Annotated in this window: 24 protein-coding genes and 1 riboswitch; of the genes, 16 read left to right on the top strand and 8 right to left on the bottom strand. The window is 39.4% G+C overall.

Features of this window, described 5'->3' with window-relative positions; genetic code table 11:
• The first annotated feature begins 81 nt into the window (after positions 1-81).
• Positions 82-522, top strand: coding sequence for a hypothetical protein (locus N7U62_RS04150; protein ID WP_264136621.1), 441 nt, complete (start codon positions 82-84; stop codon positions 520-522).
• Between the two features lie 67 nt (positions 523-589).
• On the opposite strand, the gene N7U62_RS04145 is transcribed toward N7U62_RS04150, so the two are convergent.
• Together N7U62_RS04145 and N7U62_RS04140 are read right to left on the bottom strand one after the other, a co-directional pair.
• Positions 590-1,000: a response regulator gene (locus tag N7U62_RS04145; RefSeq protein WP_264136620.1), complete on the bottom strand. Its 411-nt coding sequence runs from the start codon at positions 998-1,000 to the stop codon at positions 590-592.
• Complete coding sequence (locus N7U62_RS04140) at positions 993-2,459, bottom strand: PAS domain S-box protein (RefSeq protein ID WP_264136619.1); 1,467 nt, start codon at positions 2,457-2,459, stop codon at positions 993-995. Before N7U62_RS04140 ends, N7U62_RS04145 begins: the two co-directional genes overlap by 8 nt.
• A gap of 420 nt (positions 2,460-2,879) precedes the next feature.
• Between N7U62_RS04140 and N7U62_RS04135 the strand changes: the two genes are divergently transcribed.
• The 13 genes from N7U62_RS04135 (at position 2,880) to N7U62_RS04075 (ending at position 15,014) form a co-directional block, all read left to right on the top strand.
• On the top strand, positions 2,880-3,314 hold the full coding sequence (locus N7U62_RS04135; RefSeq protein ID WP_264136618.1) for a GlcG/HbpS family heme-binding protein: 435 nt from the start codon (positions 2,880-2,882) through the stop codon (positions 3,312-3,314).
• A 6-nt stretch (positions 3,315-3,320) separates the two neighbouring features.
• Complete coding sequence (locus N7U62_RS04130) at positions 3,321-4,148, top strand: CvfB family protein (protein WP_264136617.1); 828 nt, start codon at positions 3,321-3,323, stop codon at positions 4,146-4,148.
• 91 nt (positions 4,149-4,239) lie between these two features.
• Entirely contained in the window at positions 4,240-4,857 is a 618-nt protein-coding gene (locus N7U62_RS04125; protein WP_264136616.1) for a response regulator transcription factor, read from the top strand.
• Positions 4,858-4,954: 97 nt separating this feature from the next.
• Positions 4,955-6,265 carry a WD40 repeat domain-containing protein gene (locus N7U62_RS04120; RefSeq protein WP_264136615.1) on the top strand — a complete coding sequence of 437 codons (1,311 nt, stop codon included), beginning with the start codon at positions 4,955-4,957 and terminating at the stop codon, positions 6,263-6,265.
• A gap of 40 nt (positions 6,266-6,305) precedes the next feature.
• Positions 6,306-6,402: riboswitch (TPP riboswitch) on the top strand.
• 34 nt (positions 6,403-6,436) lie between these two features.
• Positions 6,437-6,643 carry a sulfur carrier protein ThiS gene (gene thiS / locus N7U62_RS04115; RefSeq protein ID WP_264136614.1) on the top strand — a complete coding sequence of 69 codons (207 nt, stop codon included), beginning with the start codon at positions 6,437-6,439 and terminating at the stop codon, positions 6,641-6,643.
• 10 nt (positions 6,644-6,653) lie between these two features.
• Entirely contained in the window at positions 6,654-8,525 is a 1,872-nt protein-coding gene (thiC, locus tag N7U62_RS04110; RefSeq protein ID WP_264136613.1) for a phosphomethylpyrimidine synthase ThiC, read from the top strand.
• Between the two features lie 192 nt (positions 8,526-8,717).
• Complete coding sequence (locus N7U62_RS04105) at positions 8,718-9,110, top strand: thiamine phosphate synthase (RefSeq protein ID WP_404818013.1); 393 nt, start codon at positions 8,718-8,720, stop codon at positions 9,108-9,110.
• The gene (locus N7U62_RS04100; RefSeq protein WP_264136611.1) at positions 9,091-9,840 is read left to right on the top strand and encodes a hydroxymethylpyrimidine/phosphomethylpyrimidine kinase; all 750 of its coding nucleotides are present in this window, start codon (positions 9,091-9,093) and stop codon (positions 9,838-9,840) included. Before N7U62_RS04105 ends, N7U62_RS04100 begins: the two co-directional genes overlap by 20 nt.
• Complete coding sequence (locus tag N7U62_RS04095; protein ID WP_264136610.1) at positions 9,837-10,472, top strand: thiamine phosphate synthase; 636 nt, start codon at positions 9,837-9,839, stop codon at positions 10,470-10,472. The genes N7U62_RS04100 and N7U62_RS04095 overlap by 4 nt, the downstream gene beginning before the upstream one ends.
• Complete coding sequence (locus N7U62_RS04090; protein WP_264136609.1) at positions 10,459-11,232, top strand: thiazole synthase; 774 nt, start codon at positions 10,459-10,461, stop codon at positions 11,230-11,232. The genes N7U62_RS04095 and N7U62_RS04090 overlap by 14 nt, the downstream gene beginning before the upstream one ends.
• Positions 11,222-12,340: a 2-iminoacetate synthase ThiH gene (thiH, locus tag N7U62_RS04085; protein ID WP_264136608.1), complete on the top strand. Its 1,119-nt coding sequence runs from the start codon at positions 11,222-11,224 to the stop codon at positions 12,338-12,340. The genes N7U62_RS04090 and thiH overlap by 11 nt, the downstream gene beginning before the upstream one ends.
• 86 nt (positions 12,341-12,426) lie before the next feature.
• Positions 12,427-13,980 carry a WG repeat-containing protein gene (locus tag N7U62_RS04080; protein WP_264136607.1) on the top strand — a complete coding sequence of 518 codons (1,554 nt, stop codon included), beginning with the start codon at positions 12,427-12,429 and terminating at the stop codon, positions 13,978-13,980.
• A 41-nt stretch (positions 13,981-14,021) separates the two neighbouring features.
• Complete coding sequence (locus N7U62_RS04075) at positions 14,022-15,014, top strand: glycosyltransferase family 2 protein (protein WP_264136606.1); 993 nt, start codon at positions 14,022-14,024, stop codon at positions 15,012-15,014.
• Here N7U62_RS04075 and N7U62_RS04070 read toward each other — a convergent pair.
• From N7U62_RS04070 to N7U62_RS04055, 4 genes are all read right to left on the bottom strand, one after another.
• On the bottom strand, positions 15,011-15,712 hold the full coding sequence (locus tag N7U62_RS04070; protein ID WP_264136605.1) for a hypothetical protein: 702 nt from the start codon (positions 15,710-15,712) through the stop codon (positions 15,011-15,013). The two genes, N7U62_RS04075 and N7U62_RS04070, sit on opposite strands and share 4 nt — an antisense overlap.
• A 145-nt stretch (positions 15,713-15,857) precedes the next feature.
• On the bottom strand, positions 15,858-17,003 hold the full coding sequence (locus N7U62_RS04065) for a response regulator (protein ID WP_264136604.1): 1,146 nt from the start codon (positions 17,001-17,003) through the stop codon (positions 15,858-15,860).
• A gap of 11 nt (positions 17,004-17,014) precedes the next feature.
• On the bottom strand, positions 17,015-19,699 hold the full coding sequence (locus N7U62_RS04060; protein WP_264136603.1) for an ATP-binding protein: 2,685 nt from the start codon (positions 19,697-19,699) through the stop codon (positions 17,015-17,017).
• Positions 19,700-20,481: 782 nt separating this feature from the next.
• Positions 20,482-23,250, bottom strand: a complete 2,769-nt coding sequence (locus N7U62_RS04055; protein ID WP_264136602.1) for a phosphoenolpyruvate carboxylase — start codon at positions 23,248-23,250, stop codon at positions 20,482-20,484.
• A gap of 244 nt (positions 23,251-23,494) precedes the next feature.
• Between N7U62_RS04055 and N7U62_RS04050 the strand changes: the two genes are divergently transcribed.
• A complete protein-coding gene (locus N7U62_RS04050) occupies positions 23,495-23,854 on the top strand; it encodes a LytR/AlgR family response regulator transcription factor (protein WP_264136601.1) in 360 nt (119 codons plus the stop codon).
• Between the two features lie 57 nt (positions 23,855-23,911).
• Here the strand turns inward: N7U62_RS04050 and N7U62_RS04045 are convergent, their stop codons facing one another.
• Together N7U62_RS04045 and N7U62_RS04040 are read right to left on the bottom strand one after the other, a co-directional pair.
• Entirely contained in the window at positions 23,912-24,271 is a 360-nt protein-coding gene (locus N7U62_RS04045; RefSeq protein ID WP_264136600.1) for a hypothetical protein, read from the bottom strand.
• Between the two features lie 12 nt (positions 24,272-24,283).
• Positions 24,284-24,415: a hypothetical protein gene (locus N7U62_RS04040; RefSeq protein WP_264136599.1), complete on the bottom strand. Its 132-nt coding sequence runs from the start codon at positions 24,413-24,415 to the stop codon at positions 24,284-24,286.
• Positions 24,416-24,514: 99 nt separating this feature from the next.
• On the opposite strand from N7U62_RS04040, the gene N7U62_RS04035 reads away from it, so the two are divergent.
• A complete protein-coding gene (locus N7U62_RS04035) occupies positions 24,515-25,033 on the top strand; it encodes a pseudouridine synthase (protein ID WP_318840627.1) in 519 nt (172 codons plus the stop codon).
• The last annotated feature ends 230 nt before the right edge of the window (positions 25,034-25,263 follow it).

The following is a 25,263-nucleotide window of genomic DNA, read 5'->3' as shown; positions in this document are numbered from 1 at the left end:
GCCTATCAAGTGCTGTCTCATTCGTTTGTAATCAGTACGAACCTTTTTTACTTATCTAACCCGCGAGAAACCAATGGCGTATTGACTCGCCGAGGAACAAGTGAATTTTCATGCCCGGATCAATATGCCGCTCGTCTGGGTGCATTCTACAATTCACCCATCAATGGTTTGAGTCTATATGCGGGCGGCCGATTCGAAGGAGTTCCTGCAGAGGATTTGATTGGCGGCAGTGCTGGATATAGAAGACCTGGATATGCCCTCTCTGTAGAGCCTGGAGTAGTATTGAGCAGAAAAAACCTCGCTTTAAATCTAACTGTACCTTTGGCTGTATACAGAAACCGTACTCAGAGCTATCAAGACAAACAAAGAACCAAAGAAACCGGTGAATACCGACATGGCGATGCTGCTTTTGCAGATTACGTTCTCAATATGACCGTTACGTATCGTTTTGGTGGATCCAAACACACCGGTATGCTCAGGGACATGGTGCCTGAATGGAATGAATTGATTAACAAGGATTGATTTATTATGTAATGAAGCTCACTAAAAAGAAAAGCTACTTACAAGTCAAGTAGCTTTTCTTTATGAACTAATCTTTAAAGTGCTTTGATATTAACTCATCCAACAATTCTTTACTCAAAGGTTTTGCGTGATAACTAGCCACATGACTTATGCCATCTGCTTTTTGTATATCGTCTGGATTTTCAGAAGTCGTCAGCATTACCACAATCACATGATTCTTGTCCGAAAGAATCAAATCCTCATATACTTCTAAAAACTCCCAACCAGACATCCCTGGCATATTGATATCCAGAAATATCATATCAGGCTTGATCCAACCATCCAGTTCTTGATTTTTCAGGTAGTCAATGGCCTCCTGGGCACTTTGACAAACCACCACATGGTCAGCACTTTTATTTCTTTTGATCACTCGCTGATGAAAAAAATTATCATCCGGATTGTCATCAACCAGCATGATACAATTCAATTTTTTAGTCATGAGTTATTTTTGGTATAGTAAAGTTAAAGGTAGTTCCTTGTCTTTCTTCCGATTCAATCCAAATCCTACCGTTATGTAATTCTACGATTTTTTTACAATAAGCCAAGCCAATACCATGCCCCTCATATGTATTCGCGGGATTGAGTCGCTGAAAAATATAAAATACCCGATCAAAGTTCTTCTTAGAAATCCCAATACCATTATCCACAATGCTAAATTCATATGCCGATTCAGTGACTTTGCACATAACTCTCACCTGGGCTAACTGATTCTTTTTTCTAAACTTGATAGCATTAGTGATTAGATTCTGAAACAACTGTCGAAGTTCGACATCATAGCCTTTGACTATTGGCAGTGATCCAATCTCTATTTGCGTACCTGTCTCTTTGATTAAATTATTCAAGTCAGAAACTACAGTGGCCACTAGTTGTTCACAATCTACCTCGGCCACTTGTCTACCTACTCCCAAACGAGAATACTCCAGTAACGCCTTTACTAAAATCACCATTCGATCCGTAGCTCGACCAATGGTATTCAGATAACCCAAAGCCTCTGAATCCAATTGATCCATACAATCCTCCTTGATTACGGTGATAAAATTCGAAATAGTTCGAAGAGGTTCTTGTAGATCATGTGAAGCGATGTAGGCAAACTGTTCGAGTTCCTGGTTTCGGTTTTCCATCTCTTTCACTTTGGCCCGAATACTTTCCTGAACCTTCCTTTCTGTGATGTCAATAATAGAAGCCAATACCATTTGGCCTTCATCCGTAGTTATAGGATTAAGTCCAATCTCAATTTGAACTTCTTTTTTATCTTTTCTAAGACCGAACAACTCACGTCCGGCTCCCATGGGTCTCGTACTAGGTGCCTGAAAATAACTTTCTCTATGATCTGGATGCTTTTCCTTGAACCGATTAGGAATGAGCATTTCAAGACGATTTCCTATTAGTTCTTTTTTCTGAAACCCAAAGAGCCTTTCTGTTTGTGCATTAACCAAAGTAATAATCCCATCTTGATTAACCAATATCATAGCATTGGGGGCAGATTCAACTACCAATTTGAATCTCTCTTCTGCCTTCTTACGCTCTGTTATATCAATAATAGAAGCTAAAACCAGGGTGCCTTCTGTCGTTACTAATGGATTCAGACCAATTTCCACAGGAAATTCTGATCCATCCTTTCTCAGTGCATATAAGTCTCGCCCAGCGCCCATGGATCGCACCGAAGGAGATGAAAAAAACATATCACGAAAACGAGGGTGATTTTGATGAAACCTTGGAGGAATGAGTATTTCAATTAGTTGACCAATTAATTCTGTTCGGTCGTATCCAAAAAGCTGTTCTGACGGTTTATTGACATAGGCAATCTTGCCTTCCTTGTTGATCAAAACAATGGCATTAGGGGTCGACTCGATCATGAGCTGAAAAGTCAACTCTGAGTGTATGGGTTTTTCTTTCATAGCATAGCATTATCATTTCACCTGAATCCAGATTCAGAATCCAATTCCCCTTAAAATGCTGCTGCCTGATCAAAGATTGATCATATGAACTTCAAATTAAATAATACTTCGATAAGGAACAATATTAAAAGTGAATAACAAAAAAAACCGCAACATGGAATCATGCTGCGGTTTCTAAAAAATTTTGGCCCTATTTCGGAGGAAATGAAACTGCACCTCAAGATATTTCTATCAAAATCAATATAAAATATTAACCCCAAGATCGTAATCAGCTATAATTTCTCAAGTTAATCTCTAATCAAGGTTCGATGACAGTTGAGCCTTGATTTTTCAGTTTAGCTAATCGGGTTTTTTGAAATTCAATAGAAACTACGACATGTAATCCTGATATTTGCCACGGATTAGTTTGAAATATATTCTATGGAGTTAAAAAAAGGCATTAAAGCAATCAACACTGTCATTCACGAGTGTTTGAGAGAGAAAAAAGAAGCGGTAGTTGCAGTAGTAGATAGCAGCGGGGAACTCGTAACTTTTGCCCGTACAGATCATGCCCCATTGAGTTCTATTCAACTGGCCATCAACAAGGCCTATACGGCAGCCAGAACCAAAAAAACTACTGAGCAGTTGGCTCAAGAGCTTTCTGAAAAAGACCCTAAAGAAATCAGATACTACGACGACCCAAAATTTGTTTCCTGGCCAGGTGGCATCCCTGTATTTGGTCTCAATGAGGAATTTGAAGGGGCCATTGGAATTAGTTCTGGAAATGACAATGAAGATATCGAGTTGGCTAAGATTGTAATAGAATCAATCAAGCCACTCCCACCCAAAGAATCCAAACTCAAACTTTACTCCTAACAGGATATGCATATAGGTGAATTTAACACCCTCAAGGTTAATCGTTTTACAGACAATGGTGCTTATCTAATAGACGAGGAATCCGAAGAAGTACTCTTGCCCAACAAGTATGTAGCAGAAGGCCTGGAAATAGGTAATGAAGTCAAAGTGTTCGTGTACACAGATTCACAGGATAGAAATGTGGCTACCACACTCACTCCATTAGCTCAGATTAAGGAATTTGCCTGTATGAAGGTCAAGGACGTATCTCAGTATGGGGCTTTTCTGGACTGGGGATTGGAGAAAGACCTTTTCGTTCCTTTTAGCGAGCAAGACCGAAGATTGAAAAAAGGACAATGGGTAACGGTCTATACCTATCTGGATAGTATCACCAAAAGAGTAGCTGCCAGTGCACGAATCCATCTTTTCCTTAGTCGAGAAATCGAAGGGCTAACCGAAGGAGATGAAGTCGAAATTGTGATTGGCGAAACCACAATCAACGGCATCAGAGTCATCATCAATCAGAAATATCAGGGTCTGCTATATGAAAATGAGACCTTCGAGGAGCTGATAAAGGGTAGTAAAAGAAAGGCTTTCATCAAAAAACTAAGGGAAGATGGCAAGATTGATGTATCCCTCAGAAAAGGAGGAATGCACGATCTGGAAGCTGGAGCTCAAAAAATACTAGATTATCTGGAATCACATGATGGTACCCTCCCCTTGCATGACAAGAGTAGTCCGGAAGAAATTCAGGAAATGCTTCAAATGAGCAAAAAGAACTTCAAAAAATCACTTGGGATCCTATACAAACAAAAGAGAATCAAACTAGAAGACGAAGAGGTAAAGCTGAGTTAACAAAAAGTTTATTTAGAATTAGTTTAAATAAAATTTGCATCCATCAGGATTGCCTTTATTTTTGCTTGGAACGATTCTAAATAAGCAACAAGTGCCGTTAACTCAAACTGTAATCATCGCTGACACCAATTACCTAAGTTTACAGGGTTTGCAACTCATTGTAAGCGAACAACCCGATTTAGAATTAGTTGAATCCCTAGGGCAATTGGATCAGGTCAATCAGTTTGAGCAGAATGACCACAACATCTATATAGTCAACATCAGTAGGGACACAGACATGCTCTGTCGCAAAGCTCTGGAATGGAACCGTAAGTCAAAAGTATTAGTGATATCGGATACAAGAAATGAATTCCACATTCAGCAGCTTTGGAAAAACGGCATCAACAGCATAGTCACCAACCACTGCAGCGAAGACGAAATCTCTCAGGCAATCAGACATCTCGCGAATGATGAGAAGTTTTATTGCAACACCATTCTTGACTTGCTGACAGACAGTAAGAATAAGACAACCATTGAGGAACTCACCAATAGGGAACTCGAAGTACTGGATTTAATAGTAAAAGGCAAGAGCTCAAAGGACATATCCGAAGAATTATTTCTAAGCCACCATACGGTCAATTCTCATCGAAAAAACATCCTAAAAAAACTCAATCTCAAATCTCCTGCTGAATTGATCATCTATGCCTTAGATCATGGCTTTAGTCAATAATGGTATTTTTCTATCATTTATTTGAATTATAACAACAACAGTTCAAGCCGATCGTTTTATTTAAGTTAGTTTTAATGCAATAACCAAAATCTAACTTATGACCATCCGAACTTTATCCTTTTTGTTTCTTCTCCTATCGTCGCTGACTCTACAAGCACAAGTACAGGACAGCTCATATATTGATGAATTGAAGGAAGAAATAAGCATTCTAAAAACCACCGAGCTGATTCAATCCATGTCTCAACGCTCGGAGATCATGCCTTCCTATCACACTGAACTAAAGGCGCTAATTGCCAAGCAAGCCTATGATTTTTGGGTAGAAAACGAAGGCGAAAAATACGTTTCACATAAAAACGTATATGCTGCGCTCTATTATGCCAACAAGTACCTCAACTATGATTCGACTACCTTTCAATCTTACAATCAGGTCATGGCACATAGCGAGTCTGTGGTATCCCTCAAGTTTGGGCCTGATTCCAGTACATTTTATTCCGCTGGCTCAGATGGCAGGGTACTCAAATGGAACCTGAATGACATCAAAGGAATACCCACAGTGCTTTATCAGGGCGATCATCTAATCAAATCGATAGACGTCAGTCACGATGGTCAGATCCTTATGATTACTTCCAAGTCTGACGGAATATTCTTTGTAAAAACTAAAGATATCTTAAGCGAAGGTGAAACGATCAGCCATGATCCCGAGTTAGTACAGAATGCAACCTTCTTCCCCAACGAATACAAATACCTGACAGTCAATCAATCGGGTCAAATCAGAATCAAAGGTTTCAATGTCGATTCCACGCTCAACAGAAGCAACAACCAGGCAGTAAACACCATCATGATAGATGAAAGTGGAAAAGAAGTATTCCTAGGGGGTAAAAAAGGCCAGCTAGAAATCATCAATGACCGATCAGACTCCTCCTATTTCATTCCAGAGCTTTTTGCCATCAATGCACTCGCCATCAGCCCGGACAAAAAGCTCCTGGCCATTGGTCGAGAAAAGGGGGATGCTGTACTTTATGATTTGGAAAAGAAGAAAATCAAAAGAATCATTTCCGGTCATCAGTCAGCTGTGACTGACGTAGATTTTAGCAACGACAATCAACATTTACTCACTGCGAGCAGAGATGCGACTACCCGTATTTGGGATATCAATAACTCTCGGGTGATGCCATTAATCCTGGATGATCATGAAGACTGGGTTTTCTGTGCCAAATTTACTCCAGATGGCAAACGGGTCGTAACAGGAAGCAAAGACAAGCATATCAGAGTCTGGACCATAGATTTCGAACAACTTGCCGATCGCATTTGTCAATTGGTGGACAGAAACCTGACCGCTGATGAATGGGATGAATATGTCGGGGACACCTTTTCTTACCAAGAAACATGTCCCAACATCGAGAATTAATCTCAAGAATTTTCTACTTCAAAATTTTCGGATAACTTTGAAATCACTTTAGGGGTGCCCACGGGATCGTGGCTGAGAAGATACCCTCAATACCTGATACTGGTAATTCAGTCGAAGGGAAAAGTTCAGCACATCTTTAAATGTGGCTCCTAAGGTAAAAATTGATTCATTATGAAATTCAAATTGAACAACGAGGAGCTGAACCGTCAGGAAAGTCAAATTGAACTGATTCCTTTATTAAAGGAAAAAAAACTGTATATTGATAGAGGAATTGCAGTGGCTATCAACGACGAAATTCTCCCCAAGTCCAATTGGGATAATTACCTCGTAAAAGAAAACGACAATATTTTAATAATCACCGCAACTCAGGGTGGCTAAAATAAAAACTATGGCTAAAGTAGATCAAATTCCAAGAGAAGAGAAAATCACAAGAGACCCCTTCCCCGCTTCGAAAAAAATATATGTCAAAGGAGAGATTCATGACATCAAAGTAGCGATGCGTGAGATTGAGCTCAATGACACAGTGCTAAAGTTTAACCCTTCTGCCCCTAAAGAAAAAAACCCTGCAGTCACTGTCTATGATACCAGTGGTCCATACACGGATCCTAATGTGGACATTGATGTTAGAAAAGGACTTCCTAAACTCAGAGAAGAGTGGATATGGAATAGAAATGATGTAGAAGAATTAGAAGGAATCACATCCAATTATGGTCAGAAAAGATTGAATGATCAATCTCTGGATGATTTAAGGTTTGAGTACCTGGCCAAGCCGAAAAGAGCAAAGAAAGGCCAGAACGTGACTCAGCTTCACTATGCCAAAAAGGGCATCATTACTCCGGAGATGGAATATATCGCCATCCGTGAGAATCAAAAAATTGAAGAGTGGAACCACTTGAACGTTCAGCATCCGGGCGAAAGCTTTGGAGCGAATACTCCAAAAGGAAAAATCACTCCTGAATTTGTAAGAGATGAGATTGCCGCTGGACGAGCCATCATCCCTAACAACATCAACCACCCGGAATCAGAACCGATGATCATTGGTAGAAACTTCCTGGTTAAAATCAACGCCAACATCGGTAATTCTGCTGTTAGCTCTTCCATCGAGGAAGAAGTAGAAAAAGCAGTTTGGGCCTGCCACTGGGGAGCTGATACCATTATGGACCTCTCTACTGGTAAGAACATTCACGAAACACGTGAATGGATTCTAAGAAATTCTCCAGTGCCGATTGGTACTGTGCCTATCTACCAGGCTTTAGAAAAAGTAAATGGTAAGGCTGAAGATTTGACATGGGAGATTTTCAGAGACACTTTGATTGAGCAAGCAGAGCAAGGTGTGGATTATTTCACTATCCATGCAGGTGTACTTTTGAGATACATTCCACTTACTGCCAAGCGCGTAACCGGTATCGTATCTAGAGGGGGATCTATCATGGCCAAGTGGTGTTTGGCTCATCACAAAGAAAGTTTCCTCTATACACATTTTGAAGAGATCTGTGAAATCATGAAAGCTTACGATGTAGCCTTCTCTTTGGGGGATGGTCTTCGCCCAGGTTCATTGGCAGACGCCAATGATGAAGCACAGTTTGGTGAGCTGGAAACTCTTGGAGAACTGACGAAAATCGCCTGGAAACATGACATACAAGTGATGATAGAAGGTCCAGGTCACGTACCTATGCATATGATTAAAGAAAACATGGAAAAGCAACTAGAAGAGTGCCAAGAAGCGCCTTTCTACACGCTTGGACCATTGACTACTGATATTGCACCAGGTTATGACCACATTACTTCTGGTATTGGGGCTGCCATGATTGGCTGGTATGGCTGTGCGATGCTTTGTTATGTTACGCCTAAAGAGCATTTGGGTCTCCCAAACAAGAAGGACGTAAAAGATGGAGTAATTACATACAAAATTGCTGCCCATGCTGCAGATTTGGCTAAAGGTCATCCTGGAGCACAATACCGTGACAATGCCCTATCGAAAGCAAGATTTGAATTTAGATGGGAAGATCAGTTCAACTTATCACTAGATCCAGATACTGCTAGAGAGTTTCATGACGAAACCCTACCTGCAGAGGGAGCCAAAGTAGCTCACTTCTGCTCGATGTGCGGACCTAATTTCTGCTCAATGAAAATCACACAAGATGTGAGAGAATTTGCAGCAGAAAACAAACTCACTGAGCAAGATGCCCTGAACAAAGGCATGGAAGAAAAAGCGAAGGAGTTTACGGAAAAAGGAAGCGAAATATATTTAGAACAATAATTGAATATAGTTATCATCACACCGGAGACGCTGGTGGAGCATGAGCTGGCAACTTGCAATCAAATTTTGGAACTCCCAATTCGCTTGCATGTTCGAAAGCCACATAGCTCGAAAGATGATCTAAGACAATATCTGGATCAAATAGACCCAGAGTTTCACAAAAAGCTTAGCCTCCATCAACATCACGATTTGATGGAGGCTTATCCTAATGTTGGATTGCATTGGAAATCCCACCAGAAGGTAAATCAGTCAGCGAGTCTTCGATCAAAGTCATTTCACTCAATTGAGGAAATAAATGAAGAAGATGCAAAACTTGATTATGCTTTTTTGAGTCCTATATTTAATAGTATCTCTAAGCAAGGGTACAAAGCGGCATTTGATGTTTCAATACTAGGAGAAGCATTAAATATGAAGCACCCCTTCCCTATCTATGCTTTGGGTGGAATTGACTGGAACAATTTCAAACAAGCACAAGAGATGGGATTTGCGGGATTCGCAATGCTTGGAGCTTTTTGGAATATGAATGATAACGAAAGACGCTTCAAATTACTTAAACAAATAACTCATGGCAATAGTAAAAGATAATCTGGTACTGAGCATCGCAGGATTCGACCCTTGTGGAGGAGCCGGTATTTTGGCCGACATTCAAACCATGCACCAATTAAAGGTGCAGGGCATGGCTGTAGTTACAGCACTCACCTACCAAAATGAAGATGACCTTTGGGGTATCGAATGGAAAGATTTTGAACCTATCAAATCACAAATTGATGCGCTTTTGGCCGACTATAGCTTTTCTGTAGTCAAAATCGGTATCATCAATGGATTGGATTTGCTCAACAAACTGCTTCAATACCTTGAAAAGAGAATACCTGATGCAAAAATCATTTGGGATCCAGTTCTGAAGTCTTCATCAGGTTTCGACTTTGTCAAAAAAGTAGAATCCGATCAGTTTCAGGACATCCTAAGAAGGGTTCACTTGATTACGCCTAATCGTTGGGAGTTTGACAAAATCTCTGCGGCACTAGGCTCTGAATCATGGCCTACTAATGTCCTGAAAAAAGGCGGTCATAGTGACACTGATGACACTAGTGATTTTTTGATCCTAAAGGACGGAAAGGAAGTAAAAATCACCGGAAATAGAATCGAAGGCAAAGACAAACACGGTACAGGCTGTGTACTGTCGTCTGCAGTAGCTGCAGGACTCAATAAAGGTGAATCACTAGAAGACGCTTGTAAAAACGCTAAAGCATATACAGAAAAATACCTTCAATCAGGCTCAGCTAAGCTTGGAAGACATTTTGAAATCGAAGCATGATAAGCAGATTGCATTATATCTCTCAGGAAACAAATGGAAAAAGTCATGTCGAAAATATAGAAGAGGCATGTAAAGCAGGAGTTGACTGGGTACAATTAAGAGTAAAAAACAAAACAGATGATGAGCTTTTGTCTATTGCCAAAGAGGCTAAGGAAGTTTGCAAAAAACACAAGGCCAAGCTCATCATCAATGACCATGTTCAGGTAGCCAAAAAGGTAAAAGCCCATGGTGTGCATTTGGGCAAACAAGACATGGCCCCTAAAGAAGCCAGGGAAATCCTTGGAGATCGACCTTATATCGGCGGAACAGCCAATACCTGGGAGGATATCCAAAGGCTGGCAGAAGCGAAGGTTGATTACATAGGATTAGGCCCATTTAGACATACTGAGACCAAAGATAATCTTAGTCCTGTTTTAGGAATAAAGGGTATATCTGCAATCCTTAACAACATGATAATAGAGGACCTCCATATACCAATTATTGCTATTGGAGGCATACAGGTTGAAGATGTTTTCGACCTGCAATTATCAGGCTGTCATGGAGTGGCAATTGCATCATTGATCAATACTTCAGAAGACAAGAAAGAAACAATCACCGAAATCAAATATTGCTTACCAGATGGAGACTTTTAAAATAGCAGACAAAGAATTCAATTCCAGATTGTTTACAGGGACAGGTAAGTTCAAAAACAGCCAACTGATGAAAGAAGCTCTTGAGGCTTCTGAATCTGAGTTGGTTACGGTGGCACTTAAAAGAGTAGATGTCTCAGATGCAGATGATCAAATTCTAACGCATCTGAACCACAGTCGTATCAATCTTCTTCCCAATACTTCTGGCGTACGTACTGCCAAAGAAGCGGTCTTTGCAGCTAATCTGGCTCGCGAAGCATTAGAAACCAATTGGGTGAAGCTGGAAATCCATCCCGATCCCAAGTACTTGATGCCAGACCCGATAGAGACGTTAAAAGCTACGGAAGAACTGGCTAAACAAGGTTTCATTGTACTGCCATATATTCATGCCGACCCAGTACTTTGCAAACGACTAGAAGATGCAGGTACTGCTGCCGTGATGCCTTTGGGCTCCCCTATCGGCAGTAACAAGGGGTTGAAAACCATCGACTTTCTAGACATCATCATAGAACAAGCCAACGTACCCGTAATTGTAGATGCCGGAATTGGAGCACCTTCCGACGCTGCGCGTGCCATGGAGATTGGAGCAGATGCTTGTCTGGTCAATACTGCCATTGCCGTATCAGACAATCCAGTACAGATGGCCATTGCCTTCAAAACTGCAATTGAAGCCGGACGCATGGCCTATGAGGCTAAACTAGCGAGTCCTGTCAAGCATGCTGCTGCTAGCAGTCCATTAACAGCATTTTTAGATGAGCTTTAAAGAAGTATTTGATCAATACCACTGGGATGATATTAAATCATCCATCTATAACAAAACAGCAGAGGATGTAGAACGTGCACTCCGTCATTCAGACAGAGACATAGAAGACTTCAAAGCCTTGATCTCTCCTGCTGCGGCTCCCTATCTGGAGCAAATGGCGCAAATTAGCCATGAATTGACTTTACAGCGATTTGGCAACACGATGCAGCTATATGCCCCCTTGTACCTGTCCAATGAATGCCAAAACATATGCACCTACTGTGGTTTTAGTCTGGACAACAAGATCAGAAGAAAAACCCTGAATGATATTGAAATAGCGAGGGAGGTAAAAGCGGTCAAGGACATGGGCTTTCAACATATTTTGCTCGTAACTGGAGAGGCCAATCAGACTGTAGGAGTTGACTATATCGAACGTGCCATCAAACAAATCCGTCCTCATTTCGCCAATGTCAGTATGGAAGTACAACCTTTGGATCAGGAGGACTACGAACGTTTGATCCAACAAGGTTTGCATTCGGTTTTGGTATATCAAGAAACTTACCACAAGGCTGACTACAAAATCCACCACCCCAAAGGAAAAAAATCAAACTTTTACTACAGATTGGAAACTCCCGATAGACTGGGTAAGGCGGGTATTCACAAAATGGGCTTAGGTGCATTGATCGGTCTGGAAGACTGGAGAGTTGATAGCTTTTTTGTAGCTCTTCATCTCGACTATTTGGAGAGAAAATATTGGAAGACCAAATACAGCCTTTCCTTCCCAAGGTTAAGACCATTTTCAGGTGGATTAGAACCAAAGGTTGAAATGGTTGACCGTGAATTGGTTCAGCTGATTTGTACCTATAGACTTTTCAATCAAGAGGTAGAACTCTCACTTTCCACTCGCGAAACGAACCAGTTCAGAAATCACGCTATCAAGCTAGGGATCACCACCATGAGTGCAGGATCAAAAACCAATCCTGGTGGCTATGCAGTTGAGCCTCAATCACTAGAACAATTCGAGATTTCGGATGAAAGAAGCCCTGAGGTCATTAAAACAATTCTAGAACAAAATGGCTATGAACCAGTTTGGAAGGATTGGGACTTGGCTTTGGAATCGGCCATTTGAAGGCGATAAATGCAAAGTGCATGGCTGGTGTTTGATAAGTTTATATAAATTAGTGTAAATGAACTTACTCATCAACCATTAAAAAAATGAAACATTCTAAATCCACTAAGGCTATCCTTTTAGCTTTATCACTTATTTTCTTATCGCTAGACAACTTTGCTCAGGATTACGTAGCATGGGCAAGAACAGGAAAGTATTGGTCACTCATTGATCAATCAGGTAACACAATCATTGATGCAAATAAGGAAATCAGGAAAGTAAGTCCTTTTTACGCTGGTTATGCGCATGCATTGATTGGCAAAAAATGGTTCTATGCTTCTCAGGACGGACAATTAATTTCCACACCAGACTTAGAAAATGTAGATATATTTAGCGAAAACAGAGGAGGATTCGAATTGGACGGTCTCTGGGGGTATTTTGATGAAAACGGTCAAATAGCCATCACTCCTAAATACGAAGCAATCAAACCATTTAAAAACGGAAAAGCATGGGTAAGATTAGATGGGAATTGGTTTTTAATTGATAAATCTGGGTCTATTCTATCTCAAAGCTATGAAGACTTTCACTATTTCAACAATGGTTATGCCCGTGTTCGTAAGGGAGACAATTGGGGATTCATCAATGAGCAATACAAAGAGGTAGCAGGCGGTTTAAAATATCAAAAAAACGAAGATTTCTATAATGGAAAGGCATGGGTAGAATCTGGTGGACTTTGGGGGGTAATTGACGAACAAGGCAACTATGTCATTCCACCAACATTTGAGAAAGTTAGTGGCTTTTTCAAAAAAGATTACGCTGTTGTAAGAAAAGGAGATTTCTTCGGGATTCTTCATGTAAGCGGCAAGGAAATACTCCCCACGAAATATCAAGCTATCAAAGGGTTTGATGAAGGAGTGGCAGCATTTAAGGAGGGGGATTTGTGGGGATTTGTTTCCATGGATGGAGCAATTGTTTCAGGCGCTAGTTTTGATGCTTTCAAAAAATTCGATAATGGAAATGCCAGAGTAAGAAGAGGAGATGAATGGGGTTATCTCACTCGTTCAGGTGAAATCAAATTAATGGGCCAATTTGATGATATTGATGACTTTGTAAATGGGAGGGCAAAGGTTAGAAAAGAAGATTTTTGGGGATTTATTGATGAGAATTTTCAAATTGCCATTACTCCACAGTATGAAAAAGTAGACCATTTCTATGCAGAAAGCACACAAGCTTTAACTACAGAGGGTAAATGGATATTCATTGATAATAATGGAAATCAATTACCTGGCACCAGTTCCTATGAACGAGCCGAAGGTTTCTTTAGAAATTTAGCCTCAGACACAGATTATTCTTGTGAACAAGATCCCTTCAGCAATGTTATCAATAAAACAGGATTTGGTTTTTCATTCAATACGTCCTTATTCAGACAAGCAGACATAATGCCTTTAAATGTGGCTAGAGTTAATATTGATGGGGATTGGGCTTATATCTCAAAAAATGGTGAGATCATTGAATCCAATCTTGATCATGCAGAAGCATTTATCAATGGGTATGCTCGGTTTGAGAAAAATGGAAAATGGGGTTTCTTAGATCAAAACGGACAAGTCGCAGTTCAACCTCAATATGATGATGTCAAAGACATGACTGAATATTGCAAATAAGAGATTTGGCTGGCTCAATATATTAGAGCCAGCCTAACGCTTTGAAACCACAGGTATCTGTCATACTCCCCTTTCGCAACGCTGCATCAACTCTACCTGAAGCAGTTGATAGTATAATAAGTCAAAGCCATTCGCCCGTTGAACTCATTCTGATAAACAATAAATCAACTGATTCAAGCCTTCAGATTGCCCAAAATTATTGTAATCAGCATAAGCACATCCGACTTTTACATGAGGATCAAATCGGGGTTAGCCATGCTGCTAATAGAGGTATGAACGCCGCAAAGGGAGAATATCTAGCAAGAATGGATGCCGATGACATATCTTATCCTGAAAGGTTAGAATCTCAGGTTCAGGAATTGATTCGGCATAAGGCTGACATCTGTGCCACTCAAGCCGATGTAGTCATCAAAAACAACAAGGGCTTTCATCATTTTGTAGAATGGAGTAATTCAATTCTTAGTACAGAGGACATTTATGGAAATCGATTTGTTGAATTCCCCCTAATTAATCCTACACTAATGATTACAAAATCATGTTGGGAGCAAGTTGGGCCTTTTTATGACGAGGATTATCCTGAGGACTATGAATGGTTTCTCAGAGCCCTATACAAAAAGATGAAAATCATCAAGTTAGGCAAAGCACATTTGTTTTGGAGAGATTCAGAAACACGGCTAACTCGATCTTCTGAAAAATATAGCACCGATGCATTTTTCAAGATTAAAACTCACTATCTATCAAAAGAACTAAAGGATCGGCAACAAGCATCAGTTTGGATTTGGGGTGCTGGAAAACTGGCCAGGCAAAGAGTAGAATACTTAAAGAGCTATCAAGTTAAGGTTGAAGGATTCATTGACATCAAGAATACAAAACAGCATTCAAATTATAGATGCATTCATTATGAATCAATAAGAAAAGAGGAACAGCCCTTTATTCTTAGTTATGTAACCAACCGAAATAAGCGTGACGAAATAAAAAACTTCCTGCTTACTAAGGGATACATTGAAGATCGAGACTTTCTACTAATGGGCTAATCTTCCAAAAAATGATGTCTCTGAAACACATTCTTAGGTGTGATAGTGATGGAATAATCCCCTTTCCTATTTTTGACAGACACTTCTAGATCGTTAAAGCCAAATACATAAATATTGAACTCTACATTGAGATCTATGACATGAGTAAAAGCCTTCTTGAGTACTCCCCAATGCCTGCGCATCTCATCTTTCTCATGTTTGCTCAAGTTAGAAGTATGCTCATGTATGCTACCGCTTGATATATAAGACTCATTCAAATCAACATGTACTTGCCCCATGCTTGTATGAGAGATCTTCAAGGCCTGGCTGTATAGATGATGAGCCAGTAACTCATGGTTTTTGAGAGTCAGCAAATGAGATTTCGTTGAGTCATCTTCGATATCATCATATGGAAATTCTCTCCTAACCCATTCATCAGAAACCTCAATCACAGAAAACAACAAGGTATCATATATGGCCATGTTATAGATGCTAATTGGCACCATGATCATGGTAAAAGTCTGATGTTCTGTAATATGATTAACATATACATCCACATCATCCCCGATCCTTACATCTCGTTTATTTAAAGAAATATCATCTAGAAGGTGTCTTTCTTCTTCCTTAATAAATTGTTCCACAAAACTCTTGGAAGAAGCCAATTTATGAATCATATCTTCTATCTCTTCGATATGATTCTCTTGGATATACTCTTGCATTGACTCCCCCATCTCAATTTCATTTGATATTTTTTGGGCAAAAATCTGAATTTGAGAGAAGAGAACGAATAATAAAACGTAGCTGATTGATTTTACCATTTTGAAGTCTCTCTACTCTATAAAAGTAGATATATCAATAAAGAAGTTATTTGAGCTTAACCCCGATCATACATTTTGAACTTTCACCTGACAACTGTTTTGTTATTTTTTCAAATTGCTCGTTCATAGAGGCATCAGTCATTCCACGCATATACTGAAGAAAAGAAACCCCTTCGGTAGACGAATCATTTGAAGGGATAATCTGGTTCACCATATTTTTAGAAATAAAATAGGCCTTGGTAACACCATTTGCTGTATGCACTGACAATTTCGGGTTGTTGTTTTCAACAATATGATAGGCTTCTTTATCCCCATTCAACATCTGCAGTTTACCCTCTGTATCAAAATAATACATACTCTGATTGGATCCGCTATATGAGATTTCCTTGGAGTTCAAGTCAATTATGGCCATTGAAATATCCATTGGCTTCATAGGAGCATCATTTCCCTCAAATTTATTTCTGATCTTCACATAAAGTTTACCTAGTATTTCTGCAGAATCTAATTTGTCCGACTTATATACAATTTCGGATAATGATAAACTGATATATGATTTGACGGCTAGAGATACATTCACATTGTCTCCAATATCGAAACAAGCCATAGCTAACTTCCCTTGCTTTTCACCGAACCAATATCCGTACGAATTATCTGCATTGTTGTCAAACAAAACGAAACTATCTGAAATCAATTCTTTCAGATCCTTATCACTAGGTAGAATAGACTCATTTAACTTCAACATTGAATCTCCAACATCTGCAGTCTTTGGAGCAGTTTTTTCACTTTCTTTTTTCTCAAGTGCTTTATCAAATTCAGCCTTCAACTGGTCTCTGTCCCATGGCTTAACCAAATATTTATCCAAGCCAAATTCGTTGACTGCTCTGATAATTGCGCCAATATCACTAAACCCTGTCATTATCATTCTGATAATATTCGGGTGCTTTGGTACAATCTTAGCCAACAAATCTACCCCTGACATCTTAGGCATTTGTTGGTCTGTGATTATCAGATCTACCTTGTTTTCGCTTAACATTTCCAGAGCTTCAAAACCACTGGATGCAGTTAATACATTATAATCCCTTTTAAAGGCATGTTGAAAAATTCTGAGGTTTACAGGCTCATCATCCACATACATCACACTGTACTTCTTGACCGATTCCTTCTTCTGTGGACGTTGTAATATTAATTCCATATCTATCTACCCTAGCTCAATTGGTTTTCTAAAACTTTCTCGTCTAATTCTAACTTTTTCGGCAATTTAATAATAAAGGTTGTGCCTACTCCCATTTCGCTTTCCACTTCGATGCTACCATTATGTTTTTCTATAATACCATGTGAAATTGAAAGCCCTAACCCCGTGCCCTTTCCTATATCTTTTGTTGTGAAGAAAGGATCGAATATTTTCTCTTTTACCTCATCAGGAATACCTGATCCAGTATCTGAAATTCTAATTTCAATTTTGTTCTTATCAATATTTTTGGTTGCTATGGTAATGGTTCCTTCATCCTCCATTGCATCCAATGCATTATTTACCAAATTCACAAAGACTTGATTTAACTGACCCGGAAAGCACTGAATTTGTGGGATGCTTTCATCTAAGTCCATGACAATCTCCGCCTTGTTTTTATACTTATTCTTCAAAATCAATAAAGCAGAAGAGAAGCTTTCATTGATATCCGCATCCTTCACTTCCGCTTCATCATGTCTACTAAAGGATCTCAAGCCATTAACAATTTCTGTAATTCTGGAAATACCATAGTTAACGTCAGCTAATAACTCTTCACTAGCATCCTGAATTTCATTCAGGCTCTCTTCATCTTCCTGTAATACAGCACGATACTTCTTAATATCATCAAAATCCTCTAGCGCCAATACCTTTTGATAATTCTCTATATAGCTCTTAATTTCATTGAAATTCTGAAGCAAAGACTGAGCACCACTAGATACGAAGTTGATCGGGTTGTTGATTTCATGAGCAATACCAGCGGTCAACAAACCTAAAGAAGACATCTTCTCTGCTTGAACCAAATGTACTTGTGTGTTCTTAATTTCTTTATTGGCTTTCTCCAGTTCTTCTCTGGTTTCCTGTTCCTTCTTCAACAAAACTTTCAAATTGACATGAGCCTTTTTCAACTTGTTGTTCATGGCCAACATAGCCTCTGAGCTTTTCTTCAATTGAATATTTCGATTCAAGATTGTTTTTTGCTGTTCAGCCAGGTTTTTGTTTTGTTCCTGAATGGTCTTACCTGTATTATAGGTACGATAGAAAGCCACAGCCAGAATGGTCAATATCACTATCGACCCGATAATAACTATGTATTGTAATACCTTAGCTTGCTCCGCTTGCTTAGTTTCAAATTCCTTTTGTTGACGTAGGATCTCTCTTTCCTTCTGGAGAATGTCTAATTCCTTTTGTCTTTCAGCTTCTGCTAGTCGAGTCATCTCAGCCTCCAACTGAAGCCTTTCCAATTGCTCTTCGTTTAATTTTGCCTTTGCAGCCTGCTCCAGCAACATCATTTCTTGTTTTGCCTTCTGAGCTTCCAGCTCAATCTGCTGCAACTCTGCCTCTTGCAATTTACTTCTTTGCTCTACTAGCTGAAGTTCTTTTAGCTTTTGCTCGGATCTAAGCCTTTCTCTTTCCTTAGCTAAACGCTGGTTTTCTTCACTTGAAATTTCTGCTCTGGCCTCCTGCTCATAACTCTCTGCTAAGTTTTCACGTGCCATCGAAACTTTTGACGGATATGGATCTGAATCTCCAACTTGCAACTTTACAGCTTTGTAAAGTTTATTGTATTCTTCATATTGACTATCCAATCCTCTTTTCTTGTACATGTCCGTATATACTTTGTAGGAATGCAAAAGAGTCTCCTTTGAATTTTTATTGACAGCAATGTTTTCTGCAATAGACAGTGCATCTGTAGCCACCTTGTATTCTCCGAAATCCACTGCGATTTCTGCCTTCTTATTTTGAAACTTTGCCACGTCCATGGTACGTCTTAACTTTTCACTTTTCTGGATGGCCTCATCAAAGGTGGTCATTGATTTCACAAAGTCATCATTCATCGCGTATGCAACTGCTTGATTACCTAAATATTCAATCTTATTTTGATTCTTTTGAACGGCGATGTTTGCATATTTTAGGGCATTTCGATCATCTCCTAGTTCTATATACTGCCCAGAAAGCAAATCAGCAGCTTCAGCAATCTGCCGAGGGTTTCCTCTATCCTTGATCCTCTCATAATACAAAACCCCATACTTAATGGCGTTCTTAGTATTACCTAAAATCATATATTGATTGAAAAGTTGTTCATTTGCCTTTCCTACGTAGGAATACAATTTATCATTAACGGCAATATTCAAAAGCCTTTCATAGGTATCAATAGCCTTCTCTGTTTGATTTGAAGTGACATAATTTTTACCCAGGGCTTCAATCGCATTGGCCTTACCCTGCTTATAGCCAGTCTTGTCATAAATTACAGAAACCTGATAATAATAGTCGCTCGCCTTATTGTAAGCTCCCATACTTGAATAGGTATTGGCTAAATAGAAATATCCTTGTGCAAGATTATTTTGATTGCCTGTGCGCTTGGATGCTAGTACTATCCCAAGAAAATTATTGATTGCCTTTTTATAATCCTTTTTTGACAAGTAGATGTCCCCAAGAAGAGATTTGAATTCAAAAATGAGGTCGTCATTATTAAGTGCCTCAGCCTGATCCAGACCAAGCAAACCATACCCTAAAGCCCCTTCTAAATTCCCTCTTTTTTTGTTGTATTCAGTTTTCTCCAAAAGTGATCTAGCCTCATCTTCGGAAATTTCCTGAGCCTGAGAAACGATAGTCATGAATACCCCTACGACTAAAAATACAATTGGCCTCACTTTTTTCATATAATGGATTAATCCCCTCTATTAATTTTATCCTCGCTCTCAGTTTGCGAAAATACTAAGATTAGGGAATTTCATTTTATTAAATTTCTAATAAATTCCAATCTCAATCGAGACTAATACAATTTGCCTAATATATATGCTTTAACAAAGATTATTTGATAAAACCTCGAATATTTTCGACTAACAACGGGTATTCTTCTATGGATTAAATCCTAAACTGACCGATTGGACAATCTCGCTAATTTGTACTAATCGAATATTTCTAGTAAATATTCCGATATAATCTAAACCCTTATACATCTAAATATTACTACTTCAAGCACTCATTTTATAATCTTTCTTACCAATTGTATTTATCCGGTCCCATCATATTCTATTTTCTCCAAACCTAAATTTAATTGAACTTATCCAATATTTTTAAGAATTATTCGATCCAAAAATCAATTTTATTGCACATATCCAATATTTGTTTTGATTATTTGAATTTAACTTCTATATTTACATATGATCAAAAGATAATAGCCATGTTTAAAACTCTTTTTAACAAAAACAGCGATACCAGCAAAAAATTAAAATTGAAGTTCAGCAAAGAAGATAATTCTTGGCTTGTCTTAAAGGGGCATAGTATTATGTTCATTGGTCGTGAAGAACAGTGCAAAACGTATATCAGCAACTTTAGCTAAGGCAAGAGCTAATCTTCACCTGTCAATCAACCTAAAAGACAAAAAAAGGGAGATCATTCGCATGATCTCCCTTTTTTAATTCAATAGATTGAAAACCTATCAACCTGTATTTCTCATCGCACTTGCTATCGCATTGATGGTCAGCATCAACTCGATTTGAGTTCCAGAAGCTTCTTCGGTTTTACCCTCTTCTTTTTGTTTTCTCCATTTTTTCAGCAGTTGAATCTGCTTCTCGTGCAGATGCTTCATCAATGGAGCTCTCAAGAAATTAGAGTAGTAGTGATTCTTACGACGTTCTTCTATTCCTTCACCTAATAGGTCAAACAAAACATCTCTTGTCAATTTCAATTCCGTTAAGAAAAGATTTAAAAACTTCTCTCTTAAAGCTTTATCCTCTACCAGATCACCGTATTCCTTCATGATTTGCTCATCAGTAGCTGCTAGTGAAGTATCCACATTGGTTAAGACATATCTGATAAAAGTGTCATTGGCAATGGCTTTTTTGAAGGCCTCATAGTCAGCAGGGCTACTCTCTTTTAGATTGGTAAAAGCAGTACCCACGCCATACCAGCTAGTCATATGATAACGCGATTGGCTCCATGAAAAAACCCAAGGAATAGCTCTCAAATCCTCCAATGTATTGGCCCCTGTCCTCTTAGCTGGACGCGAACCAATTTTACTCGTTTCAATCGCATCGATAGGTGTTGCAGTTCGGAAATACTGTACAAACCCTTCTTCATGAGTCAAAGCTTCGTAATGTTCCTTGCTTTTAGCTGCCAAACTATCCATGATACTGGCCAACGGATGATACTTACGCTCCTGCTTCTTGTCTACAAGACTTTTTGACAAGGAATTGGCTACCAATAATTCGAGGTTGTATTCCGCGTTTACCTTGTTCTCATATTTTTGTGCAATGGTTTCGCCTTGCTCTGTCAAACGAATGTTATTCTTAATAGAACCATAAGGAAGAGCTTTAATGAAGTAATGAGTAGGTCCAGAACCTCTACTGATAGATCCTCCTTTACCATGGAAGAATACCAAATCCACCTCATGCTTATCAGCTAATTCAACCAAAAGGTACTGAGCTTTGTACAGATTCCATTGACTGGCAATGATTCCACCATCTTTGTTGCTATCGCTATAGCCAACCATCACTTGTTGACTGGCTTTTTCTAATCCTTTTTCTTTTCTTAGATATTCTAAGCTTCTAACTGTGAATTCGTGTTTAAGGAATCCTTCTAAAATACCTGGTCCATTTTGAAGATCCTCAATAGTTTCCAACAGAGGCACGACAGGAACTCTACAAACCAATCCCTCTTCAGTATTAATAACTATGCCGGCCTCTCGAGCTAATAAATAAACGGCAAGCAAATCAGAAACTGAACGAGTCATACTCACGATAAAAGACCCGATCCCCTCAGTACCATACTTATTGATATGCTCCTCAACCACTCTATAACATGAGATTACTGCAGAAGCATTTGGACCGAGATCTGCATTTTGATGCGTAAATGGTCTGCTTGATTTCAATTCGTTACTTAGGAACGCTACTCTTTTCTCTTCAGACCACTCAGAGAAATTACGATCCTCTACTTGTGCTGCTTCTAAGAGCTGCTCGATGGCCTTATCATGGAAGGCAGAATTTTGTCTTACATCTAGTTTGGCCAAATGGAACCCAAATGTTTCCAAACTACGAACCGCCAGGTTCACGTCATCGTAGGCGATTGACACTGCTCCAAAGGCTAACAATTCCTTCTTCAGTAGATTTAGGTCCTCCAGCATATTTTGGGCATACACATATCTACCTGGCTCTTCAGTCAATTCGGTAGCATGTCCACGTTCCAGATTGATTGGCATCTTGGCAATCACCAAGTTCGCAAATTGTCTAAAGCACTCCCCTTTGTTTCTATCAAAGGCTTCAAACCCTCTATCACCTAAATCATTGATCATCTGATCAATTCTGGTTTTGAACTCTGCACTGCATTCGTTGACCTGATGCGTAAAACTCAAATGCTTTACCAGATTGGTCAACTTTCTATTCATTACCACGAAAGCATTCAACCTCAGGCTTTGAAGGGTTTCTGAAGTAACTGATTCGGTTACCAATGGGTGACCATCTCTATCTCCTCCTACCCAGTTACCAAATGTGATTTTTGGAAAACTGTGATTCTCCAACAATGACTTTTTGCTAAGACCTACAGACGACCAAGCCTGGATCAATCTTCTGTCTAATACAGGAATCACCTCAGGAAACACATTCACCATATAGTGCAAAATGTTTCTCAATTCAGACTGAACATCTGGCTTCTCCAAATAGATCTCACCAGTCTTCCAAATTCTGTATAAAGCGAGTTTGATATTGTGTCTAATATTCAGCTTTTCATTGTCTGAATACATTTTATTTTCTCTGTTGACGAGCAAGAGGTATAGATCTCTGTGATGATCTAATACTGTTGCTCTTTTGGCTTCAGTAGGGTGAGCAGTCAAAACTGGCTCGACCACAGTGCTCGGCAATTGCTTCAAGATATCCGCTTCGCTGACTTCACTGTCCAATAAATTCTTAAGGTTGTTGGCAAACAAGCCATGAACGGCTTCATACTCCTCATTTTCGATTCTTCTTCGATTCTGAACGGCACCATTGACCTCAACCATATTCACCAATTGGAATACCAATGAATAGAGCTGGATGTGCTTGGCGGTCATTTCCTCTCCTGATTTAAATGGGAAGTCGTTAATAAAAGGAATATCCTTTGCTATCTCTCCTTCTCCATTTTGTTCCAAAATATCTTTTAGACACTCGAGCAAAAACTCAAAATCGTGATATGGTTTACCCAGTCTCTCCTTTACTTCTGTTAGAATTTTGTTCATATGACCGCTAATTAGAAATTTTATATTAAAATCGGTGTTTCTCTACTATTTCGACATGCAATTTAGGGATTTATTAACTTCATTCACACTCATCCAGAGTTATATTAAAAATGATGTCTAAAAGCATCTTCTTATGAATGATTAAACTATTTTTTCGGAGTTTTTAAAAGGCTTGCTTCTTTAGATGCAATTTTTTGGTTAGAATTGGCCTTACTTTAGAACATTACTAGATCAATTAAGAATAATGGAGAAATACAAGTGTATTGCGATCGATGACGACCTGGTGTATTTGGAGATATTCAAAAAGCTGGCCGAGAGAGTGGAATGCATTGATTTGGTAGGGACTTTTAGCAGTGCAATCGACGGTGCTGTAGGGGTTTCCAAATTGAAGCCAGATATTTTGTTCCTTGATATTGAAATGCCTTATCTCGATGGATATGAGACCATATCTACTTTGGAAAGCAAACCAAAAATCATCATCGTATCCTCTCACCTGGAATACGAAACAGACGAATTGAAAATAGACGTTAAGAAATATGTACGAAAGCCTTTAGAAGGTCCTGAGCAATTGGAGCAAATTGTAAAGGAAGTCATGGCTGAGTAATCAGAAAAAGCTTCAATATAGAAAGAGCCAATCATGTTTGTGATTGGCTCTTTCTTTTTAGAACGAAAAGTTCAGCCCGTTGCTAATACTATAAACCGTCTTGTTAATGTCAATGATGGGTTTATCCTCATAATGTACTGAGCCAGCCACCAAAAATGAAAAATGCTTGGTAATCTCAAATTGCATAAACAAATCAGCACTCATCCTATGCCTAAAGTCGGAAATGGCCTGATCATAGCCGACCTGATAAAAACTGATGAACGATAAAGTGGTTGTTTCACTTAGGTACAAATTACTTTTAAAATAATTGGAGGACTTCACCATGCTAATGCTGACGACTTCACTGACAGCATCAAAGGTCTCCCATTTCTCATGTTCGTAGAACGCACCTGTACCTAAATCTATATCTATCCCCATTTCACTAACAATCTAACCACCAGAAAAGTAGTCGGAGTAATCAGTCGTCACATCCAGGGTGTTGATATTGAGAATCTGAGCCAGTGACACAAAGGGAAACATAACGAGACACAAAGGAAAGAGGACAGGTTTAAATCGAATCATACAGGTAAGGGTAGTTTAGTACTAAAAATAGAGAATTTAAAAAGAGAATGGAAGTAGACCAAAGGATGAATATGACCAAAGTACTACCTTCGCACTTCGATGTTAGAAAACAATGAACTTCTGGAGATAGTCTATCAAGACGAAGACTTTGTGGCGATCAACAAGCCCCATGGGCTGCTGGTACATCGGAGCAAAATGGCCGCTAACACTGATAGATTTGCTCTGCAAGAGCTTAGAAACCAGCTGGATCGACATGTCTACCCCCCACATCGACTGGACAGAAAGACAGGGGGCGTTTTACTTTTTGCCTTGAATGAGGAAGCGCTGCACCATATTAGAGTGCAGTTCGAAGCACAAGAGATCAGCAAGGAGTACTTGACTTTGGTAAGGGGCTATACCGATGACCAAGGCTGCATAGACTATGCCTTGACCAACGACAAAGGAAAAACCCAAGACGCCATCACCCACTATGAGACGCTAGCCAGGACTGGAGATAGAGGTTCCTTTTGGCAAGCATGCTACCTCGCGATATTCGCTGGTCAAAGCCATACCCGAAACGGGTCGAATGCACCAACTCAGAAAACATTTTGCTCACATATTTCATCCTATCATAGGTGACAGACCACATGGCTGCAACAAACAAAACAAGCTTTTCCTCGAACGCTGGCAAATGAACACCATGCTACTGCATGCGACCTCTCTCGAGTTCAAGCATTTTCGAACTAAGGAGACTGTACGCATCACCGCAAAGCCTCAATCCGAATTTCAGCGAATGATGGATATGATGGGATTGGGCCACATTTGGTGAGGGTCGGTTACCATGGGTCAGCATATGGAACTGGTTAATC

The sequence above is a fragment of the Reichenbachiella ulvae genome, from assembly GCF_025833875.1.
Lineage (GTDB): Bacteria > Bacteroidota > Bacteroidia > Cytophagales > Cyclobacteriaceae > Reichenbachiella > Reichenbachiella ulvae.
The sequence above is the reverse complement of the archived record's forward strand: the minus strand, read 5'-3'. Positions and strand labels throughout refer to the sequence as shown.

Bases quoted from the DNA above. Each gene is read 5' to 3' on its own strand.
- N7U62_RS04145 (WP_264136620.1), bottom strand. From the start codon at position 1,000: ATGACTAAAAAATTGAATTGTATCATGCTGGTTGATGACAATCCGGAT.
- N7U62_RS04140 (WP_264136619.1), bottom strand. From the start codon at position 2,459: ATGAAAGAAAAACCCATACACTCAGAGTTGACTTTTCAGCTCATGATC.
- N7U62_RS04135 (WP_264136618.1), top strand. From the start codon at position 2,880: ATGGAGTTAAAAAAAGGCATTAAAGCAATCAACACTGTCATTCACGAG.
- N7U62_RS04130 (WP_264136617.1), top strand. From the start codon at position 3,321: ATGCATATAGGTGAATTTAACACCCTCAAGGTTAATCGTTTTACAGAC.
- N7U62_RS04120 (WP_264136615.1), top strand. From the start codon at position 4,955: ATGACCATCCGAACTTTATCCTTTTTGTTTCTTCTCCTATCGTCGCTG.
- thiS (WP_264136614.1), top strand. From the start codon at position 6,437: ATGAAATTCAAATTGAACAACGAGGAGCTGAACCGTCAGGAAAGTCAA.
- thiC (WP_264136613.1), top strand. From the start codon at position 6,654: ATGGCTAAAGTAGATCAAATTCCAAGAGAAGAGAAAATCACAAGAGAC.
- N7U62_RS04105 (WP_404818013.1), top strand. From the start codon at position 8,718: ATGGAGGCTTATCCTAATGTTGGATTGCATTGGAAATCCCACCAGAAG.
- N7U62_RS04100 (WP_264136611.1), top strand. From the start codon at position 9,091: ATGGCAATAGTAAAAGATAATCTGGTACTGAGCATCGCAGGATTCGAC.
- N7U62_RS04095 (WP_264136610.1), top strand. From the start codon at position 9,837: ATGATAAGCAGATTGCATTATATCTCTCAGGAAACAAATGGAAAAAGT.
- N7U62_RS04090 (WP_264136609.1), top strand. From the start codon at position 10,459: ATGGAGACTTTTAAAATAGCAGACAAAGAATTCAATTCCAGATTGTTT.
- thiH (WP_264136608.1), top strand. From the start codon at position 11,222: ATGAGCTTTAAAGAAGTATTTGATCAATACCACTGGGATGATATTAAA.
- N7U62_RS04080 (WP_264136607.1), top strand. From the start codon at position 12,427: ATGAAACATTCTAAATCCACTAAGGCTATCCTTTTAGCTTTATCACTT.
- N7U62_RS04070 (WP_264136605.1), bottom strand. From the start codon at position 15,712: ATGCAAGAGTATATCCAAGAGAATCATATCGAAGAGATAGAAGATATG.
- N7U62_RS04065 (WP_264136604.1), bottom strand. From the start codon at position 17,003: ATGGAATTAATATTACAACGTCCACAGAAGAAGGAATCGGTCAAGAAG.
- N7U62_RS04060 (WP_264136603.1), bottom strand. From the start codon at position 19,699: ATGAAAAAAGTGAGGCCAATTGTATTTTTAGTCGTAGGGGTATTCATG.
- N7U62_RS04055 (WP_264136602.1), bottom strand. From the start codon at position 23,250: ATGAACAAAATTCTAACAGAAGTAAAGGAGAGACTGGGTAAACCATAT.
- N7U62_RS04050 (WP_264136601.1), top strand. From the start codon at position 23,495: ATGGAGAAATACAAGTGTATTGCGATCGATGACGACCTGGTGTATTTG.
- N7U62_RS04045 (WP_264136600.1), bottom strand. From the start codon at position 24,271: ATGGGGATAGATATAGATTTAGGTACAGGTGCGTTCTACGAACATGAG.
- N7U62_RS04040 (WP_264136599.1), bottom strand. From the start codon at position 24,415: ATGATTCGATTTAAACCTGTCCTCTTTCCTTTGTGTCTCGTTATGTTT.
- N7U62_RS04035 (WP_318840627.1), top strand. From the start codon at position 24,515: ATGTTAGAAAACAATGAACTTCTGGAGATAGTCTATCAAGACGAAGAC.